We start from the raw sequence: 20,772 nt of genomic DNA, 5'->3' as shown, positions 1-20,772 counted from the left end.
GCCGAAGCAATAGCGCATGGGCTGCGTCCGAGCGAATTGGGGGCGCGCTACTTGTAGCAGCGCGTCGCGCGCTGCCATCGTCCTTCCGGCCTGTTACAGCTTCATCTCCAGCATCGCCCTGAACACCGTCACCGTCGGCGTATGCACGGCATCGGACAGCGCGCCATGGGCATCGACATACGTGGTCGCGCTGCCGTTTTCCTGGTGCAGCAGGTTGGCAAGCGAAACACGCAACTGGTTTTTCGCGCTGAATTTGACCAGCGCGTACATGTCCAGCACACGCTTGGGTGTCGAGTAATCGAATTGCTGAGCGCTGAAGCGTACCGGCCCGCCGTTGGTAAACGTGTAGGTAGCACCCATCGTCAGCGGCAGCTTGCCGGCCTTGTAGTCGACACCAACATTCGCACTGACCGGCGTCTGGCTCACCAGCCGGTTGTTCGGACCTGGCACCGCGTCCAGCGAGGACCAGTTGCGTGTCAGGTTGGCGCGCACGTCGATGGCCGGCGCCGTCTTGTAGAAATGACGCAGTGGGAACTTGGCCTCCAGTTCGATGCCGTGGGCTTGCGCCGTGCCAGTGTTGACGGGCATCGACAGCCACGTACCATCGATCAGCGCCGTGTTGTTGCGCTGGTTGTCGTCGATGCGGCGCAGATAGGTGCTGGCACTGAGCAAGCCGCCGCCTTCGATCGTGTGTTCGAACGCCAGGTCCAGGCCCCAAGCCAGTTCGGGCTTCAGGTTCGGGTTACCCTGCTGATCCGGCGTGGTGGCCGTGTTGTTGATGGCGTTGAAGCGGCGCGGAATGAGCTGGTTGATCACTGGCGCCTTGTAGGTACGCGTCAGGCCCAGGCGCAGCTGGTCACTTTTCGACGGCAATTTGTAGAGCGTCTGGAACAAGGGGCTCCAGACGCTGGACGTGTTTTCCACGGCACTGTAATCGGCCCCCGCACTGCGCGTGCGGATGGCCTCCCAGCGCAAGCCCAGGTAGACCGACCACTGTTTCGTGATACTCCACTCGTCCTGGCCGAACACGGCAATGCGCGCGACGGTCGCGTCGAAATCCTGGTCCAGGTTGGCGATGGGGAAGCCGACGCTCGAACTGTCGCGCTGGATGCGCGACTCGCCGTGGTTGCTCCACGCACCATCCCAGCCGGTGGTCAGCGCATGGCTTGCAACCAGCGGCAGCGTGTATTTTCCGCTGGCCGTCACGCCCCGGTCGCTGGCGTAGGAATCAATGTTGCGGGTCAGCGCCAGGACGGCGCCAGGATAAAAATTGTGATAATCGATCGTCGTCTCCCGGTGCGCGTAGTTGATGCCGGCTTTCGCGTCGAGCTTGGCGCCGCCCGCCATCTTGTGCGTCCACGACAGATCCGTGCGCAGCGCTTCGTTGGTCTGGCCCACGTCCTGACTCGAGCTGGAGAACTGGGGCAGCGTGCCGAACCGCGTATCTGTGTCGCCCGTGTTGACGCCGCGCCATTGGGACGCACTGACGAAACTTTGCGACGTCAGCACATCGTTCGGTCCCAGGTTGATGTTCACGCGCGGCGCCAGGTTCAAGGCCTTGAAATTGCCGCGACTGTCGTTGGCCGTCTCGCGCCGCGTGGTTTCCACGCCGTTCGGGTCAAGGATGGTCGTGCTGTCGCTGCTGGGCCAGTGCTGGCGCCCGTAGGTGACGCCGCCGCCGACGGCGTACGAGTAGATGCCGACCTTGTCGGACACCTGGAAATTGGTATTCGCGCCCGGCTGACGGTTATCCGACTGCAGGCCGACCTTGAGTTCGCGCTGCGCGGTGACGATCGCCCGCTTCAGGACGATGTTGATGGTGCCGGCAATGGCCTGCGTGCTGTACTCGGCCGTCGCGGCGCGCATGATCTCGATGCGTTCGATCATGTCGGGCGCCAGCGTGTCGAGCGAAAACCCGGGCGGGCTCGGCTCGCCGTTCAGCAGAATTTGTGTGTAGCCGCTGCCCAGGCCACGCATGCTGATTGCGCCGCCGCGCCCCTGCACGCCGCCGATGGTAATGCCGGGCAAACGCTTGAGTACGTCGCCGATGGTCGTGTCGCCGTTTTTCAGGATCTCCTCCTGCGTGACCACGATTTTCGTCGCCGTGTCCTCGCGGCGCGCATCGTACGCTGATGCTTTTACCTCCACCTTGTGAACCGGCCCATCGACGACGGGCGCGGCGGCGACAGCTTGCTGGGCGGCGGCGTAATTGGTCAGCAGCAGGCACAGCAAAGGAGAGAGCAGCAGGAAGCGCAAGGAGGTTTGCATACACAGTTGTCAGGATGAAAGGTGACGCATCATCCCATGCCAACCATGTGGTCGTAAATCCCTGTGACGAACGGTTGGAAAACGGGGACAAACGACGTCCAGGGACGACTGAACGATCCCGCGCCAACACAAGCACGGGGTGTGTCGCACCTTGCATTCCTTTCGTCGCCCCACCAGAAAACTGGTCTGTCCAATTGCCTATCTGGCCAGGCCAATATAGAATCAATTTCCTGCCTGTTGCACGATCACCTGGATTGCCCATGAATCACTGCCTCACTTGCCTGTTCATCGCCTTAAGCCTGCTCGGCGCTCACGCAACCGGCGCCGAACCGGCCTTGCCGATCCGCGTCATCCTGGTGGGCGACTCGACCATGGCGACGCGCTCGGGCTACGGCGACGCGCTGTGCGCTCTGTTCACGTCGGAGACCACCTGCATCAACCTCGCACGGGGCGGACGCAGTTCGGGCAGCTTTCGCGCCGAAGGCCGCTGGGACGAAGTGCAGGCACTGCTCAAGGACAGCGCGGCCTACCGCGCCAGCTACGTGCTGGTGCAGTTCGGCCACAACGACCAGCCGGGCAAAGCGGGCCGCTCGACCGACCTGGTGACCCAGTTCCCGTCGAATATGGCGCGCTACGCCAGCGAAGTGCAACAACTGGGCGGCGTGCCCGTGCTGGTCACCCCGCTGACGCGCCGCAGCTTTCGCGGCCCCTACCTGAAGGACGACCTGGCACCCTGGGCCGACGCCACCCGTACGGTCGCGCGCGCGCTCAAGGTGTCGCTGCTCGACCTGCATGCGCTGAGCGCGGCGAGCGTCCAGCAGATGGGCCAGCAGGAGGCCGACACGCTGGCGATGGCGCCACCACCGCAAGCCGCAGTAGCAGCCACGCCAACCGTCAACGGCGCGCTCGGCGAGCCGCAAGGCACGCCCAAAACCACCTTCGACCGTACCCACCTGGGCCCGAAGGGCGCCAGCCTGTTCGCCGCCATGGTCGCGCGCGAACTGGCCCGAGGCAATCCGGCGCTGGCGCCGTCGCTCAAATAAGCGCAGAAAGACCACGCATGAAGCAGACTGCCTTCGCCGCCCTCCTTTGGGCCGCCTTGCCGATGCCCGCACAGGCAGCCCAACCCCGACACTGTCCCGCTGGCGCCAGCTGGTGCGATGATTTCGAACGCGGCGCCGCGCGCTGGCAGCCGGAGCGCGGCGCGGCGGCGCTGCAGCGCGCGGCCGGCGCCGATCAGCACGTCCTGCACGCCGTCGACGGCCAGGCGCTGCTGATCGCGCCGGACCAAACGGCGCCACTGACCAGCGCCGGCTACTTCATCGAAGCGCGCCTGCGGCCGTCCGGCCCGGGGGCGGGCCGGCTCTACCTGCTGGCCCGCTACGTCAACGCCAACAACTGGATCGGCGTCAGCGCTAGCATTACCGGCGGCCGCGGCGGCAAGCGGCTTCTGCTCGAACTGGTCGCCATGGAAAACGGCAAGCTGGTCAAACGCAAACAGGTGGGGCGCGACAGCGAGGCCGGCGACGGCTTCAATACGCTGCGACTGGAAGTGGGCGCCGAGCTGCTGTCGGTCTATCTGAATGGCGAACGGCTGACCACTGCACCGGCTGCGTTCGTGCCGGGCGGCCAGGCCGGCGTGCTGGCCGACGGCGGCAACTTCGACGTCGACGACGTGCGCCTTGGCGCCGCGCTGCAGCTCCCTGGACGCATCGCGCTGGCGCGCATGACGAGCCGCATCGGCCTGCAGGCCGGCGAGGCGCCGCGGCGCCAAGCGGTCAGCGCCCTCGCTGGCGACGGCGTCACCGCCGTGCCCTTTTACGCCCGCTCGAGCGACCCCGCTGTCGCCAGCGTGGCCGTCGACGGCGACGCGCTGATCGTGCGCGCGCGCAAGCAGGGCGCCGCCATCATCACGCTCACCGGCCGCGACGACATCAACCTGTCCGCGGCGCTGGCGCTCACGGTCGATGCCCCGTTCGCCGCGCCGGCGCGCGCGCCTGCAACGGACGGTCGCCTCGCGCCGGCCGCGGGTGCAAAGTCGGTGCCGGTCGACACGCGCCTGCACATCACGTTCGACAATGTCCCGACGCTCGGCAGCAGCGGCTCGGTGCGGATTTACCGGGCCGCCGACGGCGCCCTGGTCGATGTCATCCGCACCAGCGACGAAGTCGACACCATCGGCTATCCAGGCCAGGCGTTCAAGCGCGTGGTGCGCTACCCGCAGGTGCGTATCGACGGCGCCACGCTCACCATCCGCCCCCACAACGCGCGCCTGAACTACGGCACCGAGTACGTGGTGGCCATCGACGCCGGCGTGGTCAGCGGCGCCCGCCTCGGCGGCCAGCCGTTCCGCGGCCTTGGCCGGGCAGCCGGCTGGCGCTTTCGCACCCGCGCCGCGGCGCCGACCGGTCGCACGCTCAGCGTCGACGACGACGGCCCGGCCGACTTTCGCACCGTGCAGGGCGCATTCAACCACGCCATGCGCTATCTGGCGCGCGCCACGCCGGTGACCATCAACGTGGCCAACGGGCGCTACGAGGAACTGCTCTACCTGCGCGGCAAGGACCGCGTGACGCTGCGCGGCGCCAGTCGCGACGGCGTCCTGATCCACGCCGCCAACAACGACCTGGCCAACCCTGGCTCGGGTACGGCGCAGGCGGCGACCTCGCCCTCGGCCAGCGGCGGGCGTGCGCTGCTGCTGATCGAGGACGCCGACCTGGTCACGCTCACCAATCTGACCCTGCATAACAGCAGCCTGCGCGCGGACACCGCCGGCGGCTCGCAAGCCGAGGCGCTCTACTTCAACAGCGAAAACGGCCGCCTGGTCGCCCATCACGCCACCTTCCTGAGCGAGCAGGACACCATCCAGGTCAAGGGCTATGCGTGGTTCTACCGCACCCTCATCGCCGGGAATGTCGACTTCATCTGGGGTTACAACCGCGCCGCCCTGTTCGAGCAGAGCGAGATCCGCTCGCTCGGCGACAGCGCCAACCCGGCCAGCGGCGGCTACCTGGTGCAGGCGCGCACGGTGGCGGCGGACGATCCCGGCTTCGTGTTCCTCGACAGCTGGCTCACCCACGCCCCCGGCCCGGCCGGCAACGACGTCCCGGCCGGCAGCACCTACCTGGCGCGCAGTCCCGGCACCGCCAGCACCTGGGACAACGTCAGTTTCATCAACTGCCGGATCGGCGATCACGTGGCCGCCGCCGGCTGGGCCGGCGCCGGCGTGCAGGGCCAACCGGCACCCAATCCGGCCGGGCCGCACGCCAGCGCTGTCGCCGGCTGGCACGAATACGGCAGCATGGACCTGGCCGGCAAGCCACTCAACCTGGTCGGGCGCGTCGGCGGCCAACTGCCAGGCCAGGCGCAGCCGATGGCGCGCTGGCAGGTGTTCCAGGGTTTTAATGGCGGCCGCGGCTGGCGCCCTGTGGCACCGATGGGTCAATAAACTGCCCGCACGCGCCTTCTTATTGGTTGGTCCGGATTGCCAATCCGGTCAGACCACTTTAAAATCAGCTGATCATAAAAACACGCCGGAGACAGCATGACACCTTCCAGGACTTTCCTCGCCGCCGCAGCGCTGCTGGCCAGCTTCACCAGCCCGGCACAGGCCGACGGCCCGTATCGCAATCCCGACAACAAGAACCCCAATGACGTGAGCGAAGGCAGCTATCCGGTACCCTACAAGATGCCGGTGGTGGCGGAAATCACCGCCTCGCTCGAACGCATCCGCAATTACCTCGATGCCGCCACGCCCACCCGCATCATCAGCAAGAGCAGCGGCGCGCAGATCACCGACCTGGCCACGCCCGTGGCCGACGCCATCGTCGAGCCGAGCAAGGGCGACTTCGGCATCACGGTCTACGAAATGGGCGTGGTGCACGCAGGCCTGCTGCGCGCGCGTGCGGTCACGGGCGACGCCCGCTTTAGCGCAATGACCGAGCGCCATCTGCAGTTTTTCAGCGACGCCCTGCCCTACTTCCGCGCCCAGGAACAACAGTTCAAACTCGAGCGCGCCAACAGTTTTGCGCGCCTGCTCGAACCGCGCTCGCTCGACGACGCCGGCTCGATGTGCGCGGCAATGGTGCGCGCCCGCTTCGCCGCCGTCGGCCCCGACCTGTCGCGCCAGATCGCCATCTGCGCCGACTGGGTCGCCAACAAGCAGGTGCGCCTGAAGGATGGCGCGCTGGCGCGCAATCGGCCGCAGGCCTGGTCGTTGTGGGCGGACGACCTGTACATGGGGGTGCCGGCACTGGCCGAAATGGGCCACCTGAGCGGGCAGAAAAAATACTTCGACGACGCCGTCAACAACGTGCTGCGCATGTCGCAGCACATGTTCAATCCGCAGCTGAACCTGTACACCCACGGCTGGAACGCCAACCATCCGGATGCGCCCCGGTTTTACTGGGCGCGCGCCAACGGCTGGGCGGTGCTGGCCATGTCCGACCTGCTCGACGTGCTGCCGACATCGCATCCCGGCTATCCGAAGGTGCTGGCGCAACTGCGCAAATCGCTGCACGGCATCGCCGAACTGCAGTCAGGGTCCGGCCTGTGGCACCAGATGATCGACCGGAATGACTCTTACCTGGAGACCTCGGCCAGCGCCACCTTCGTCTATGTGATCGCACACGCCATCAACCAGGGCTGGGTCAGCCCGACCACCTACGGCTCGATCGCGCAGGCCGGCTGGAACGCCCTGTCGACCCGCATCAACGCCCAGGGCCAGGTCGAAGGCACCTGCGTCGGCACCACCTTCGCCGGCGACCAGGTGTACTACTACAACCGTCCGACCAGCGTGAACGCCTTGCACGGCTACGGCCCGACGCTGTTGGCGGGTGCCGAGATGATCCGCCTGATCAGCAATCCGGCCATCGTCGTCGAATACCGGCTGCGCACCTACCACTACCGCCCGAAGGATGCGGCGCCGGCCAGCGAGCACTGATGCAAAAAGGGCCGCGTTCGCACGCGGCCCTTTTTGCATTGCACGCGCTTACTTGTACTGCGGCCCGTTCAGCACGAACGGGCCGCCCTGATAAATAGTCGTCACGTCACCCGCCTCCGGATACTCGGCGGTGGCCGGGAACAGGTGGGCGAACTGGCTCGAACTGTCTTTCGCCCTGAAGCCGAGGTGGGCCGCCTTGGTGTTGTCCCACCAGCTGCCGGCATTGTCGGACTGGCCGAACACGATGGTGTGCCCCACGCGCGGCGCGAACAGCGAGCAGCGCAGCAGTTCGACCAGGTCGTCGTAGCTGAAGTAGGTCGTCATCATGCGGCGGTTCTTCGGCTCCGGGAACGACGAGCCGATGCGCACGCAGACCGTCTCGATGCCCTTGCGGTCGTAGTAGTAGCGCGAGAGCGATTCGCCGAAGCACTTGCTGACGCCATAGAAGGTGTCCGGACGGGTCGGCGCATCGGCATCTATGACGTCGGTGGTGCGATAAAAGCCGACCGCATGGTTCGAGCTGGCGAACACCACCCGCTTGACGGCGCACTTGTCGACCGCCTCGTAGATGTTGGCGGTGCCGAGGATGTTCGCCTGCATGATGTCATCGAACGCATACTCGGTCGACAGGCCGCCGAAGTGCAGCACCACGTCGACGCCATCCATCATCGCCAGCACCGCAGCCTTGTCGGCCAGGTCGCATTGAACGATCTCTTCGCCCTGGCGTGCCGCGCCCAGACTGTCGATGGTCAGATCGGACAGGCGCACCACTTCGGCCCAGGCGCCGATGCGCTCACGCAGCACGGTACCCAGGCCGCCGGCGGCGCCGGTCAGCAGGATGCGTTTGAAGGGCTTGCCAATAGATTGTGTAGTCATGGTCGTAAAGGAGTAAGGATGAAAGAAAGGGCGCGCCGCATCAGGTCACCGGCGCCGGATTGAACAGCACCAGCGCGTTGTGCAGCTTCCACTGTTCGGCCCAGGTCTTGCGACCGCTGGCGACATCGAGCAGCATGTGGAACAGGTCCCAGCCGACATCGGCGATGCTGGCCTCACCGCTGGCGATGCGGCCGGCGTCGAGGTCCATCAGGTCGTGCCAGCGCGTGGCCAGCGCGGTGCGGGTCGCCACTTTGATGACGGGTACCGCCGCGAGCCCGTAAGGGGTGCCGCGGCCGGTGGTAAAGACGTGCAGGTTCATGCCGGCAGCGAGCTGCAAGGTGCCGCAGATGAAGTCACTGGCCGGGGTCGCGGCATACACCAGGCCCTTGCTGGTGAGCTTTTCGCCGGGCGCGAGCACGCCCGAGATGGCCATGCTGCCGGACTTGACGATCGAGCCCATGGCTTTTTCGACGATGTTCGACAAGCCGCCCTTCTTGTTTCCCGGCGTGGTGTTGGCGCTGCGGTCGACGCCGCCCTTGGTCAGATAGGCGTCGTACCACGCCATCTGCGCGATCATGGCGTCGGCCACCGCCGGCGAGGCCGCGCGCGCGGTCAGTTGATCGATGCCGTCGCGCACTTCGGTCGTCTCGGAGAACATCACGGTGGCGCCGGCCCGCACCAGCAGGTCGGTGGCAAAGCCGAGGGCCGGGTTGGCGGTGACGCCGGAGAAGGCGTCGCTGCCGCCGCACTGCATGCCGACGATCAGCTCGGACGCCGGGCACGTCTCGCGGCGGCGCAGGTTCAGCCGGGCCAGCTGGGCGTCGGCCATTTTCATGATGGACTCGATCATCGACATGAAGCCGACATGGGCCTCATCCTGCAGGCACACGTGGGACGGCTCGCCACCATTGCCGACGATGGCGATGCTGCCTTTCGGGAACAGCCGGGCCGGTTGCAGTTTTTCGCAACCGAGGCTGACCAGCATGGCCTGGCCGCCAAAATTCGGGTTGCGGCTGATGTTGCGCACCGTGCGGATCGGGATCTCGGCGCCCGGCGCGTCGATCGCCACGCCGCAGCCGTAGGTGTGTTCGAGGCCGACCACGTCGTCCACGTTCGGATAGCGCGGCAGCAGTTCGGCCTTGATGCGCGCGACCGCATGCTCGACGACGCCGGCCACGCACTGCACCGTGGTGGTGATGGCCAGGATGTTGCGGGTGCCGACCGTGCCGTCCGCATTGCGAAAGCCCTGGAAGGTGTAACCGGCAAGTGGTTCGACCAATTCCTGCGCCCTGGTGCAGACCGGCAGGTGGTCAAGTTCGCGCGCCGGCGGCATCATCACCTCGGCCTCGGCGACCCAGCTGCCGGCCGCCAGCGCCCTGGCGGCCGCACCGATGGCGACGTTGTAGCGCAGCACCGGCGCGCCGGCGGCGATGTCGACCAGCGCCACCTTGTGCCCCTGCGGGATCGCCTCGCGCACAATGAGCCCGTCGGCAAACACGGCGCCGGCCGGCAGGCCGCCGTCGTTCACGACGATGGCCACATTGTCGTTGTCGTGCATGCGGATGTAACGGGGGATGGCGGCTGGGGCGGCGGGCGTCGCAGTGGTCATGATACGTTCCTTGGCGTGGTTGATGCTAAGCTTTGCCAAGCAAGTATGCCAGCAAAAAAAATATTTGGCTAGTCCACATTGAAAAACTGGTCTAACCACTTTACAATAACCGTCACCACGATCACACCGCCATGAACAAGAAAATTTCCCCACTCCCCGAGCCGGCCAGCCAGGAACCGCGCCTGTACCGCGTCGTCGCCGACCGCATCGTGCAGATGATCGGCGCCGAGCGCATCGCGCCCGGCGAGCGCCTGCCGTCCGAGCGCGATCTCTCCATCAAGCTCAGTGTCAGCAGGGCGTCGCTGCGCGAAGCGCTGCTGGCACTCGAACTGGGCGGCGTGGTCGAGGTGCGCAGCGGCTCGGGCGTCTACGTCAGCGCTGCCGCCGACGTCGAGGCGCCCCTCGGCGAAGCGGGCCCGGGCCCGTTCGAAGTGCTGTCGGCGCGCCGCCTGATCGAGGCCGAAGTGGCCGCCATCGCCGCGCGCATGGCCACCGACAGCGCGATCGACGCCATCCTGCGCGCCGTCGAGGAGATGGAGCGCCAGCACGCCGACAAGTCGAGCAACGAGCAGGCCGACCGCAACTTCCACCTGGCCATCGCGCGGGCCACCGGCAACAGTGCGCTGGTCGGCGTGATGAGCTATCTGTGGGATCAGCGGGGACACATGTGGCACAAGCTCAAGCAGCATTTTCAGACCGAAGAACTGCGCCTCGAAACGCTGGCCGATCATCGCCGTATCGTCGCGGCGATCGCGGCGCATGACCCGGCCGAGGCCAAGCGCGCCATGCGCGCCCACCTCGAACGGGTCACCCGCACCTTTTCGCGGGGCTAAGTCCGGCAATTTTGCAATCCCCGCCTGCGACCTCGGCCACCTTCGGGTGGCCCTCGTCGGCAGCGGCACGGTGCACGCGAGGTGCGCCAACGAGCAGCCACCGCCCCCGCAGGGTGCGATCCGCTCGGCCGACCATAACAGGGGACACAAACATGAAGCTGCCGATTTTCACGCTGTGCGCGCTCGCGCTCTCGCTCTGTACTGCTGCCGCGGCCCAGGATAGTCGCACCGTCACCGAACCGCGCATGCCATCGTCGTGCGCGCAGCTGCTGCCCGCAACAGGCGCGAACGACGCGCCGCGCATCCAGGCTGCGCTCGACGCCTGCGCGCCCGGCCATGCGCTGCACCTGGCCCCCGCTGGCGGCCAGCATGGCTTCACCAGTGGCCCGCTGCGCCTGCCCAGCGGCGTCACGCTGGTCATCGATGGCGGCGCCATTTTGTATGCCAGCAGCGACCCGATGGCCTACGACCGCGGCGCCGGCACCTGCGGCAGCATCGACGCCGTCGGCCGCGGCTGCCGGCCTTTCATCAGCGCCGACAATACCAGCGGCGCCGGCATCATGGGCGATGGCGAGATCGACGGCCGTGGTGGCCAGCTGGTCGACGGCAAGGCCGAATCGTGGTGGCAGCTGGCGCGCCGCGCGCAACAGGAAAAGGGCCGCCAGAACGTGCCGCGCCTGATCGAAGTGAGCGCCTCGCGCGCATTCACCATGCACGCCATCACGCTGCGCAATTCACCGAACTTTCACGTGACGCTGAACCGGGTCGACGGCTTTACTGCCTGGCGCGTGCGCATCGACACCCCGCCTGACGCGCGCAACACCGACGGCATCGACCCGATCTCGTCGCGCAACGTCACCATTGCCCACAGCTTCATCCGCACCGGCGACGACAACCTTGCCATCAAGGCCGGCAACAACGGCCCAAGCGAACACATCTCGATCCTGCACAACCATTTTTACAGTGGCCACGGCATGTCGATCGGCAGCGAGACCAACGGCGGCGTGCGCGCCGTGCTGGTCGACGATCTGACCATGGACGGCACCACTGCGGGCCTGCGCATCAAGAGCAACGACACGCGCGGCGGCGACGTGCACGGCATCGTCTACCGCGACGTCTGCCTGCGCAACGTGAAGACGCCCATCTCCATCGGCACCCGCTATGAAGCGCAGCCGCCGGGCGCGCTGATCCCCTCGTATTCGGCCATCTCGATGGAGCGCGTGCACAGCGTCACGCCTGGCCGGGTACTGCTGCAAGGCTACGATGCGCAGCACCCGCTTCTGCTCGCCATGGGCGACGTCGTGGTCGCCGGCACGCCGCAGGTGCAGATCGAATTTGCCCGCCTCAGCGCCATCGGCAGCGGCTGGCCGGGCCAGTCTGGCCAGCTCAATGCGCCCGGCGTCGAGGGCATCGATTGCAGCGCGCGCTTCATCCCCTTTCCGCCAGCACGGCAAGCATCGCAGCAGCAAACTTCCACCACCAAACTAAAATGAAAACAGAGACCATGCGAGAGACCATCAACAGCAAACGCCGCGGCTTGATCCAGGCCCTTGGCGCAGCCGGACTGGCGCCGGCGGCCAACGCAGCGCTGGCGGCAAATCAGGTCGCCGCCGACCCGTGGCTGCAGGCCCAGGCGATCATCGATCGACTGGCCAAGCCGGTACCGCGCCGCAAGGCCGACTACCTGGCGACCGACTTCGGCGCCGCGCCGTGCAAACTGGTGATGGTCAAGGGCTGGCACTCGTCGGACGAACAGGGCGAGATCGCCACCCCGGCGGCTGACTCGAAGGATTGCTACCCGGCGTTCGCCGCCGCCATCGCCGCCTGCCATCAGGCCGGTGGCGGGCGCGTGCTCATCGCCGCCGGTACCTGGTATTGCGCCGGCCCGCTGGTGCTGCTGTCGAACGTCCACGTGCACCTGGCGGCGGGCGCCCGCATTTACTTCAGCAACAACCCGCTTCACTATGCGACCTACGGCGACTACGACTGCGGCGCCAACGGCAAACTGGTGCTGTCGCGCTGGCAGAGCAACGACTGCCTGAATTTTTCGCCGATGGTCTATGCACACGGCCAGGACAACATCGCGCTGACCGGCGACGACTGGACCAGCATCCTCGACGGCCAGGGCGGCATCCCCTTCGAAGGCAGCAAGGACTGCTGGTGGACCTGGAAGGGCAAGGACAAGACCATCGACGCGCTGGCCCAGCGCAGCACCCCGAATTTCACCGCCAACAAGCCGTCGCAGCGCACACCGAATCCGCTCAATCCGGCCTCGCTGGCGACCATCGCGCCACAGCTCGACGAAGCGCAGCGCCTGCTGATTCAAGGCCAGCGCGAGACCTGGCGCGCCGACGAAAACTACCTGCCGGCGCTGTCCGAAGCGGGCGTGCCGGTGGCGCGCCGGGCGTTCGGCCTGGGCCACTTCCTGCGCCCGCCGATGATCCAGCTGATCGGCTGCACCAACGTGCTGCTGCAGGGCTACCAGGTGACCAATACGCCGTTCTGGCAGCACCACCCGGTGCACTGCCGCAACCTGGTGATCCGCAATGTCTACGCCAACAGCCTGGGACCGAACAGCGACGGCTTCGACCCGGAGTCGTGCGACCATGTGCTGGTCGAAGGATGCACCTTCGACACCGGCGACGACTGCATCGCCATCAAATCGGGCAAGGACCTCGACACCCAGTTCGGGCCGTCGCAAAACATCGTGATCCAGAAATGCACCATGCACAGCGGCCATGGCGCGGTGACCCTGGGCAGCGAAATGGCGGGCGGCATCCAGAATGTGTTTGCCCAGGACCTGGTCTTCGAGAACGTCCATTGGGCCACGAATGCGCTCAACACGGCGATCCGCCTGAAGACCAACATGAACCGCGGCGGCTACCTGCGCAATTTCTACGTGCGCAATATATCGATTCCGAACGGCGTGCAAACCAGTCCGTCGTTCTACGCCTCGCTGCCTGGCTCACCGATTGCAACGGGCAGCGTGGCGGCCGCCGCCGGCGCCGTCGTCACTTTCGACTGCGACTATTCGCCACGCGCCGACAACGTGCGCACGCGCCCGCCAGCGGTATCGAACGTGCACATCTCGAACGTCCGGGTCGGCAATGTCACCAAGGGCGGCAAGCAGGTGTCGTGCTTCCAGGCGATCATCATCCTCGGCCCGGTCGCCTTCGACTACAACGGCCCGCAGCCGGCGCCGGCGGTTTTGCCGGTGCACGACATCACTATCAGCGACTGCGATTTCGGCACGCCTGTCAACACGGCCAAGCCCTGGTATCTCTATAACGTCCAGGGCCTGACGCTGAAAAATGTGACCATCGCTGGCCGCGTCCACAACACCACGCTGTCGGCTTGAGCCACGCGTCCCACTACAGGAAACTTCACCCATGAACATTCGTCATTTGCTGTTTGCCGCCGCCGCCGCCGCCTCGTCCCTGGCCAGCGCCGCCGAGCGCCTTACCGTCGCCGTCACCAACACGGGCGCACTGGCACGCCCGGCCGAAACCATCGCCATTGCCTGGGCCAGCGTGAATGCGCACCTGCCGGGCGCGCTGCTGCAACAGATCGTCGTCAAGGATGCGACCGGCAAGGTGCTGCCTTACCAGGTGACCAACGTCGCCCCGCTGGTCAAAGATCCGCGCGGCGAGGGCGTGGCCTACGGCGAGCTGTTTTTCCAGCACGATTTCGTCGCCGGCGAAAACAGCGCCACCTTCACCATCGAAAAAACCACGACGGTGTCGCCGCCCTTCCCGTCCAAGGCGTTCGCGCGCTACGTGCCGGAACGGCTCGACGACTTCGCCTGGGAAAACGACAAGATCGCGCACCGCACCTACGGCACCGCGCTCGCCGCGCCGGCCACGCCGGGCTCCGGCAAGGAAGTGCTGGTCGCGAGCGGGATGGACATCTGGTTCAAGCGGGTGCCCTACCCGATCGTCGACCGCTGGTACAACAAGGGCCATGACCATTACCACCACGACGAAGGCGAAGGCATCGATATGTACAACGTCAGTGGCAGTCGTGGCAATGGCGGCACCGGCGTGTGGGACGGCACCAGCCTGCACGTGGGGGTCAACTACCGCACCTGGAAGGTGCTGGCCAACGGGCCGGTGCGCGCCATTTTCGAACTCGGCTACGACAGCTGGGACGCCGCCGGTGTGCAGGTGTCCGAGGTCAAGCGCTTCACCGTCGACGCCGGCCATTATTTTGACCAGGTCGAGAGCACCTTCTCGTTCAGCGGCCCGCAACAGCTGACCGTTGCAGTGGGCATCAACAAGACGCCTTCCGACAAGGGCCAGCAACCGCAGGTGCGCTTTGCCAGGGTGGCCGCGGACGCCGCGCTGATCCAGTGGGTCGAGCAACGCTCGAAAGGGGCGTTCGGCACCGCCGTCATCGTGCCGACGGCGAGCCAGCCAGCCTACGCGGAGGATGCGAGAAATGCCCTGATGACGGCGCCGGTGCGGGCCGGTCAGCCCTTGCGTTACTACGTCGGCGCCGCCTGGGTCGGGTCGGGCGAGATTACATCGGAGCAGGAGTGGCAGCGCTACGTCGCGCAGCAGGCCGCGCGGGTTCGCGCGCCCGTTACCGTGCGCCTGTCGGCCACGCCTTGAACTGCGGCCGCGGCGTCCGGTTTCAGGATGGCCGCGGCGCCCCGAACAAGGCCGCCACCAGCGGATCGCGCCGTGCAAGCTCGACATCGGCTGCGTTGCACCAGCGGCGCGCCATGCCGGCGACATTCGACAGTCAGGGCGCTGCTTCGACAGCAGGCGCCCTGGTCAATTTTTCTGAAAATCGCTACTACCAGGACAATTGGTTCTTTGGGTGATTGTTGTTCGGATCGTAAACGTTGATGGCATCTGCGCCAGTCAGCGCGTCAGTGTCGATGACAAGATTCGCGCCGTCGGTGATCGCGGAATTGAACAGGATCCCCTTCGCGCCAGCAGCGAGGACCTGGTCGCCGATGACCCAGGATGGGGGTTCAATGCCTTGGTTGAAATGCATGTTCCGCCAGTCGCAAAAAATCTTGCCAGAGCGCGTCCCAGGCGCTCGTAAAGCCGGCGCGGAAGTCTGCGATGGCGTAGATGCTTACGTTATAGCTGACCATGAGCCCAGGCGGCAGGAGCGTATCGAGCTGCTGGTACTCGGCCAGCGCGGTCTCCAGCGCCAGTGACAAGTAGAGCGCATTGACACCCGGCCTGTTGGCGCGCCCGCCATAGGTGCCGGCACCGGCTCCCGAGGACGGCGCAAATGACCATTTCGGCTGATGGACCCGGTAGACCGCAGTGTTGAGCGGGTTGAGAATCATCCGGTATAGCCGGCCTGGAGCGACTGGATGTACTTGATGAGGGCTTCCGTGCGTTATTCTGAAACGAGTTCCTGCGGCGTCTTGTAGTCGAAAGTCGGCAGCGGATGATTCTTGAACCAGTAGATCGCCTTTTCGATGCTGCCGGAAATATCGGCAGCAGCGCGCATCACTCGCACCGATTCACGCAGGTGCGACTGGATGGTCTCGGTGTCCGGTGCCAGCCTGACGGTGTTCCTGTGAACGTGTGCCTGCGCCGCGAGGGTCTGCATATCTACCCTAAAAACAAGTCCGAATCGTTTTGGGGAAATCGACGGGCTGGCCTCGGAGTTGAGGAAATTCATGAAACCGTCAAAGTTTCGATCGAATACGGGAACTGCCTCGCCGACTGGGACGGCCCTTTTTGCGTTAGCCATGACTGCTCCTCGATGCACATTTTATGCACTATTTTTACACTATTTCTAAATTATTCAACCTCACAATGTAGGCACCATCATGGCCAGCCATCCGCCAGCGAGGGAGAATATCGGTGCATCGCCTATTCTCGCCAAGGATAGCTGCGGCCGTTACGCGACCCGGCCAGCGATGAGTAGAGTTGTCAGCCGGGATACGGCCAGAAATGACCATAGACGCAAAAGCAATAACTGGCTGATTCTTTACGTGTAGTGAGTAAATCCCGTCCAGTCGTCCACCTCCGTCAGCAGACTGGTGATCTCGATGCGCGCTCGTAGGGCGCTGACCTGGTCGATCAACGTCTGTGCCGACTTCGGCACCACCGCGTCCTGCGAAGTGATCCTCAGACAGGTATCGGTGATGATCGCGTCCGGCAGTCAGTTGGCAAGGGCAAGCCGGTTGATCGTGGCACGCTGCTGGTTAAGCAGTAGCACGCGATCAGGCAGATATTGGCCGCAGTCGGGATTGATCGCAGTCCGCATTGATCGCTATGGGCAGCGCCCGTGTCCGCCGAAGCGTTCTGAATTTCTCCTGCGGCAGTAAGTATTCAAAGTCGCGGAACTGGCGCGAACCCTGTACCCATATGTCGCCTGAGCACAAAGCGTTTTTCACGCTCCAACAGTACGCATATTTCGTAGAAACCACGATCGATTCCCTCGTTGGTGATGACGAGAGGCTTCCAACGCGCTTTAACAAAAGCGATCGATGTATCGTCCGGCACCTCGCGAGAGCCGGTCATATTCATCTCACGCACCACATTGATGCCATCAAGGACAGCCTGCGCGGCCGGCGCCGCCTTCAGTTTCAGCACGTCCAGGAACTCAGGCGTATACCGGCGCAGCGTGCTGTAGCGCTCCACGATCAGGTATAGATGGTCGAGCGTTTGTGGCTGGGCAAGCTGTGCCGCTTCGGTGACGCTCTTCGTGAACTCGTTCCACGGGAGCACTGCCTCAATGGAAGCATACGGGTCGGCGCCCGATACTTTGGCTTCGACCAGCGCGCGGCCGACCTTCGAGTACAACCGCACTTTGTCGTTGAATCCATTTCCCTGCTTTTGAAATTCCTGCTGATGTTTGTTTTTGGCGGCACGGAATAGTTTGATCATGCGATCCCATCCGGCAGGGCGAGCGACTGGTAGATCTTGATGCTTTCGATGTGCTCACGCATATACCTGGAGCTCGGCTTCAGCGGCGACTGCCGTAGCCACAACAGCCAAGTCATATTGAGGTCTGGCGCAACGTTGAGCAGATTATCCAATCCCCGCAGATGATGCTGCTGTAACGGCGCCAGCAATGCCTGATAGATGCGGCGGTTGGCACGCGTCACGGCCTCCGCGCAGGCCCGCTCGATCACCGGCAGAGCCGGTAGAATGGTATTAAGCCGCCGTAATGTACTCAAAGCTTGGACTGCGAGCACCCGTCCTTTATCAGTCTGCTTGGCGAGGTCTGCAAGACTATGCGCCAGCTTGCGGAAATCCGGCAGGCCGAACAGGGACAGGCTGAGGTAGGCGCGCAATTCCTGAAAGTGTTCGCGTCGCGTGTGATCGCGAACGCCATACTCTGACCAAGCGGTGGCATCGGTTTGAATCTGGCGGAATATCCACTGAATGATCGGGTCCGGCACCTGCATGTCCACCGCCAGCGCATAGCCCGGATAGCGCAGCAGACAAAACTGAATGGCGAAGCCGATCCGGTTGGCGTCGCCCCGCCGCTGTCGAATCAAGGATAAATCGGACTCGGTGAAGCTGTAATGCTGAATGAGGTTGCCCGGGCTTTCTGGGAGTGCCAGCAGGCTATCCAGCTCCGCCGCGGAGATAATACAGCGGCGCGGCATGCGTTACGTTGTCCCAGTTCCGCCGATTCTTGCGATCGTTTCAATCAGCGGGGTGCGCTTGACTCCGAAGGTTCGACACACAGCAGCCTTGGACATGCCACTGTTCAGGGAGACAATGATGGAGTCCAGTTTTTCACCGGCGATCGCTTGCGGACGACCACCGACGCGGCCGCGCCGACGCGCGGCTGCGAGCCCGGCGTTCACGCGCTACCTGGTCAACGCGCGTTCATACTGGGCGAGCGCGCCGAATACATGGAACAGCTATTCACCTGATGGGGTCGTGGTGTCCATGCCTTCGGTGAGCGAACGAAAGGCAAGCTGCCTGTCTTTCAGCGTGTTCACGATGGTGAGCAAGTGCGCCAGAGAGCGTCCAAGCCGGTCCAGCTTCCAGACAACAAGCACGTCACCACGCCGCACGAATTCAAGCGCCTGGACCAAGCCGGGCCGATCATCCTTGGCACCGGACTCGCGATCTTCGTACAGGTGCCGGGCATCGATACCGGTCGCCAGCAGCGCGTCGCGCTGCAAATTGGTGTTTTGGCGGTCTGACTCGGACGAAACTCGCATGTTCCTAAGAATCATACGGAAAACCTGTGAAGTGCAGTTAGTGTATGCTATATCATGACGACATAGTTTTACGCACATTTTCACGCCTTCCCCATGCCTTCACGTGTAAGCTTTACGATTCGCATATAGATCTGTCGCCAAACAACTGTTTTCCGACAGTCCGCTTTTGGCAAGACCTGGCCATCCTCAATCTAGTAAACTTCATTCTTTCGATTGACATATATGATAAAGACCTTAGTCCGAATCGGGACGCTCAGGTCACGACTTACCGTAGTGGTGATTTTCTTTGTATTGCTGGCAGCGGCATTAGTCGCCTATGTTTCCTTGCACCTTGCGGAACGGCAGATGCGTGCCGTAGTTGGCGATCAGCAGGTTTCGTTACTGTCCAGTGTCGCCTCCTATATCGACGAAGACCTCTCATCGAAAAAAACGCTCATGGCGTCGATGGGCGAGCAATTGAGTCTGGGCGATTACAGCGCACCGTTGGCGATCCAGCAGTTCTTCGAGGCTCATCACAGCTTGCGCGATGAATTTTTTAACATGATCGCCCTTGATGCGACGGGTAACCTGATCGCAAATCTCAACGACAGGCGTGCCATCGGCGGATCTAATTTTGGGAAGCGTGAATATTTTCTCGATACCGTAGCAAATCGCGAAGGTGTGATATCGGCGCCGTTTCAAAGCAGTTTGTCCAAGAAAGCTGTAGTTGTAATAACCGAACCCGTGTTCAATGCCAGTGGCAAACTGATCTACATCATATTGGGAGCCATTGACCTGCAGACGCCACGTTTCTTCGGCCAACTCGAGACGCTGAAATCTGGCAAGAGCGGCTATCTGTTCATGCTCACGAAACAAGGAATTATCATTCACCATCCCGATCAACAGCGAATCCTGATGAACGTTAAACAAGAGGTGGGGGGCGCTGTTCCGTCGACGCTAGCGGCGATGAATGGTTTTGAAGGGTGGGTCGAGGGCAGTTCTAAAAAGGGTGTCAAGTCGCTCATTACATACAAGCGACTGTTTCGTACGGACTGGATACTTGGCGCAGTCTACCCGATGGACGAAGCGTTCGCGCCATTAATCGATATGCGCGGAAAAGCCCTGCTAGCATCTGGCTTTGTGGCAATCGCTGCAGGTCTGCTCGGCTGGCTCGCGATTATGCGGTTGTTGCTGCCGTTGGGTGCTTTACGCCAGCACGTTGCGAACATTTCTGGAGGTAGTATTAACATTGAGGTTTTCGATGTCGACCGCCGCGATGAATTCGGCGAATTGAGCAGAGCGTTTTTTTTACTTTCTCAGCAACGACGGGGGGCGGAAAACGAGCTTGTCAGACTGACTCACACGGATACATTGACTGGTCTTTATAACCGACGCATGTTTGAAGAAACGATGGTCATTGCGTTAGCGCGGGCGCGTCGAAATAAGCAACATCTAGCGTTAGCGTATCTCGACATCGACCACTTCAAACATATCAACGATTCATATGGCCACGGCGTCGGTGATCAGGTATTAATTGAGTTCGCGCGGCGGCTCAAGCTTGCGGTTCGCGTCACCGATACAGTCGTTCGCCTGGCCGGCGACGAGTTCGTGGTAATTTTCGAAAATCTGCAGGACGACACTGCGAACTCAGAACTGGCAAGAAAAATTCTTGTCACGATCGAGCCGACATTCGTCCTCGGTGAACTGAGCTTTGCGGTCACTACCAGTATCGGCATCGCCGCTAACGCCAACGGCAGCTGTAGCGTTGCCGCGTTGATGGAAGCGTCGGACAGTGCGCTCTACGAAGCCAAACGCGCCGGGAGAAACGGCTTCGCGCTGCGATCAGTGCCAGACACGTTATCGCTTAGCTAACCCAATCGTACGGACTAAGATTATTCGATAGCGCTTCCAAATGTCTGCTTAGAAGCAAAAAGCGAACTGTTTTAGCGGGGGGGGGAATAAACTTAACAGTCGCGCCATCGAGGAGTAGCGTGCGATTTTTCCCGTTTTCCCTATTCCCCCCCAACCAGGCGAAACAGGCGTCGCCGTCGCCCCAGGTCAGTTTACTACGCATAACAATATCCTTTCCATAAGAACGGTTATGGAAAGC

15 protein-coding genes and 1 pseudogene are annotated in these 20,772 nt (G+C 63.5%); 8 read left to right on the top strand and 8 right to left on the bottom strand.

All coding sequences use genetic code 11. The annotated features are described in order from the left end of the window. Window positions 1-93 precede the first annotated feature (93 nt). Window positions 94-2,268: a TonB-dependent receptor plug domain-containing protein gene (locus tag V6M87_RS17400; protein ID WP_332877913.1), complete on the bottom strand. Its 2,175-nt coding sequence runs from the start codon at window positions 2,266-2,268 to the stop codon at window positions 94-96. 260 nt (window positions 2,269-2,528) lie between these two features. On the opposite strand from V6M87_RS17400, the gene V6M87_RS17395 reads away from it, so the two are divergent. From V6M87_RS17395 to V6M87_RS17385, 3 genes are all read left to right on the top strand, one after another. Beyond that, a complete protein-coding gene (locus V6M87_RS17395) occupies window positions 2,529-3,311 on the top strand; it encodes a rhamnogalacturonan acetylesterase (RefSeq protein ID WP_332877912.1) in 783 nt (260 codons plus the stop codon). Between the two features lie 17 nt (window positions 3,312-3,328). Further along, window positions 3,329-5,716: a pectinesterase family protein gene (locus tag V6M87_RS17390; RefSeq protein ID WP_332877911.1), complete on the top strand. Its 2,388-nt coding sequence runs from the start codon at window positions 3,329-3,331 to the stop codon at window positions 5,714-5,716. Between the two features lie 96 nt (window positions 5,717-5,812). Next, window positions 5,813-7,210, top strand: a complete 1,398-nt coding sequence (locus tag V6M87_RS17385) for a glycoside hydrolase family 88/105 protein (RefSeq protein WP_332877910.1) — start codon at window positions 5,813-5,815, stop codon at window positions 7,208-7,210. A gap of 48 nt (window positions 7,211-7,258) precedes the next feature. Here V6M87_RS17385 and V6M87_RS17380 read toward each other — a convergent pair whose 3' ends face one another. Both V6M87_RS17380 and garD read right to left on the bottom strand, forming a co-directional pair. Then, on the bottom strand, window positions 7,259-8,086 hold the full coding sequence (locus V6M87_RS17380; protein ID WP_332877909.1) for an NAD-dependent epimerase/dehydratase family protein: 828 nt from the start codon (window positions 8,084-8,086) through the stop codon (window positions 7,259-7,261). Window positions 8,087-8,126: 40 nt separating this feature from the next. Then, window positions 8,127-9,695 (bottom strand): galactarate dehydratase, encoded by a 1,569-nt coding sequence (gene garD, locus V6M87_RS17375; protein ID WP_332877908.1) that lies wholly within the window; start codon window positions 9,693-9,695, stop codon window positions 8,127-8,129. Window positions 9,696-9,826: 131 nt separating this feature from the next. Here garD and V6M87_RS17370 point away from each other — a divergent pair, with 131 nt between their 5' ends. From V6M87_RS17370 to V6M87_RS17355, 4 genes are all read left to right on the top strand, one after another. Then, window positions 9,827-10,528 carry a FadR/GntR family transcriptional regulator gene (locus V6M87_RS17370; RefSeq protein WP_332877907.1) on the top strand — a complete coding sequence of 234 codons (702 nt, stop codon included), beginning with the start codon at window positions 9,827-9,829 and terminating at the stop codon, window positions 10,526-10,528. 152 nt (window positions 10,529-10,680) lie between these two features. Continuing rightward, window positions 10,681-12,021, top strand: coding sequence for a glycoside hydrolase family 28 protein (locus V6M87_RS17365; protein ID WP_332877906.1), 1,341 nt, complete (start codon window positions 10,681-10,683; stop codon window positions 12,019-12,021). Next, a complete protein-coding gene (locus V6M87_RS17360) occupies window positions 12,018-13,886 on the top strand; it encodes a glycoside hydrolase family 28 protein (RefSeq protein WP_332877905.1) in 1,869 nt (622 codons plus the stop codon). The genes V6M87_RS17365 and V6M87_RS17360 overlap by 4 nt, the downstream gene beginning before the upstream one ends. Window positions 13,887-13,917: 31 nt before the next feature. Next, a complete protein-coding gene (locus tag V6M87_RS17355; RefSeq protein ID WP_332877904.1) occupies window positions 13,918-15,138 on the top strand; it encodes a DUF4861 family protein in 1,221 nt (406 codons plus the stop codon). Window positions 15,139-15,325: 187 nt separating this feature from the next. Here the strand turns inward: V6M87_RS17355 and V6M87_RS17350 are convergent, their stop codons facing one another. The 5 genes and pseudogenes from V6M87_RS17350 to V6M87_RS27275 all read right to left on the bottom strand — a co-directional run bounded on the left by V6M87_RS17350 (window position 15,326) and on the right by V6M87_RS27275 (window position 18,683). Further along, window positions 15,326-15,529, bottom strand: coding sequence for an RES domain-containing protein (locus V6M87_RS17350; protein WP_332877903.1), 204 nt, complete (start codon window positions 15,527-15,529; stop codon window positions 15,326-15,328). Continuing rightward, the gene (locus V6M87_RS17345) at window positions 15,507-15,833 is read right to left on the bottom strand and encodes an RES family NAD+ phosphorylase (RefSeq protein ID WP_332877902.1); all 327 of its coding nucleotides are present in this window, start codon (window positions 15,831-15,833) and stop codon (window positions 15,507-15,509) included. The genes V6M87_RS17350 and V6M87_RS17345 overlap by 23 nt, the downstream gene beginning before the upstream one ends. Before the next feature lie 53 nt (window positions 15,834-15,886). Continuing rightward, window positions 15,887-16,246, bottom strand: coding sequence for a DUF2384 domain-containing protein (locus tag V6M87_RS17340; protein WP_332877901.1), 360 nt, complete (start codon window positions 16,244-16,246; stop codon window positions 15,887-15,889). Between the two features lie 243 nt (window positions 16,247-16,489). Beyond that, window positions 16,490-18,116, bottom strand: a pseudogene (locus V6M87_RS17335) (DUF4158 domain-containing protein); the annotation flags it as partial. Between the two features lie 261 nt (window positions 18,117-18,377). After that, complete coding sequence (locus tag V6M87_RS27275) at window positions 18,378-18,683, bottom strand: recombinase family protein (RefSeq protein WP_442920608.1); 306 nt, start codon at window positions 18,681-18,683, stop codon at window positions 18,378-18,380. A 273-nt stretch (window positions 18,684-18,956) separates the two neighbouring features. Between V6M87_RS27275 and V6M87_RS17325 the strand changes: the two genes are divergently transcribed. Then, window positions 18,957-20,534 (top strand): GGDEF domain-containing protein, encoded by a 1,578-nt coding sequence (locus tag V6M87_RS17325; RefSeq protein ID WP_332877900.1) that lies wholly within the window; start codon window positions 18,957-18,959, stop codon window positions 20,532-20,534. Window positions 20,535-20,772: the final 238 nt, after the last annotated feature.

Origin of the sequence: Massilia sp. S19_KUP03_FR1 (assembly GCF_036688685.1) — a bacterium.
Classification (GTDB): domain Bacteria; phylum Pseudomonadota; class Gammaproteobacteria; order Burkholderiales; family Burkholderiaceae_D; genus JALYUM01.
Note: the sequence above shows the minus strand (reverse complement) of the source record. Positions and strands in the feature narration are given on the sequence as shown.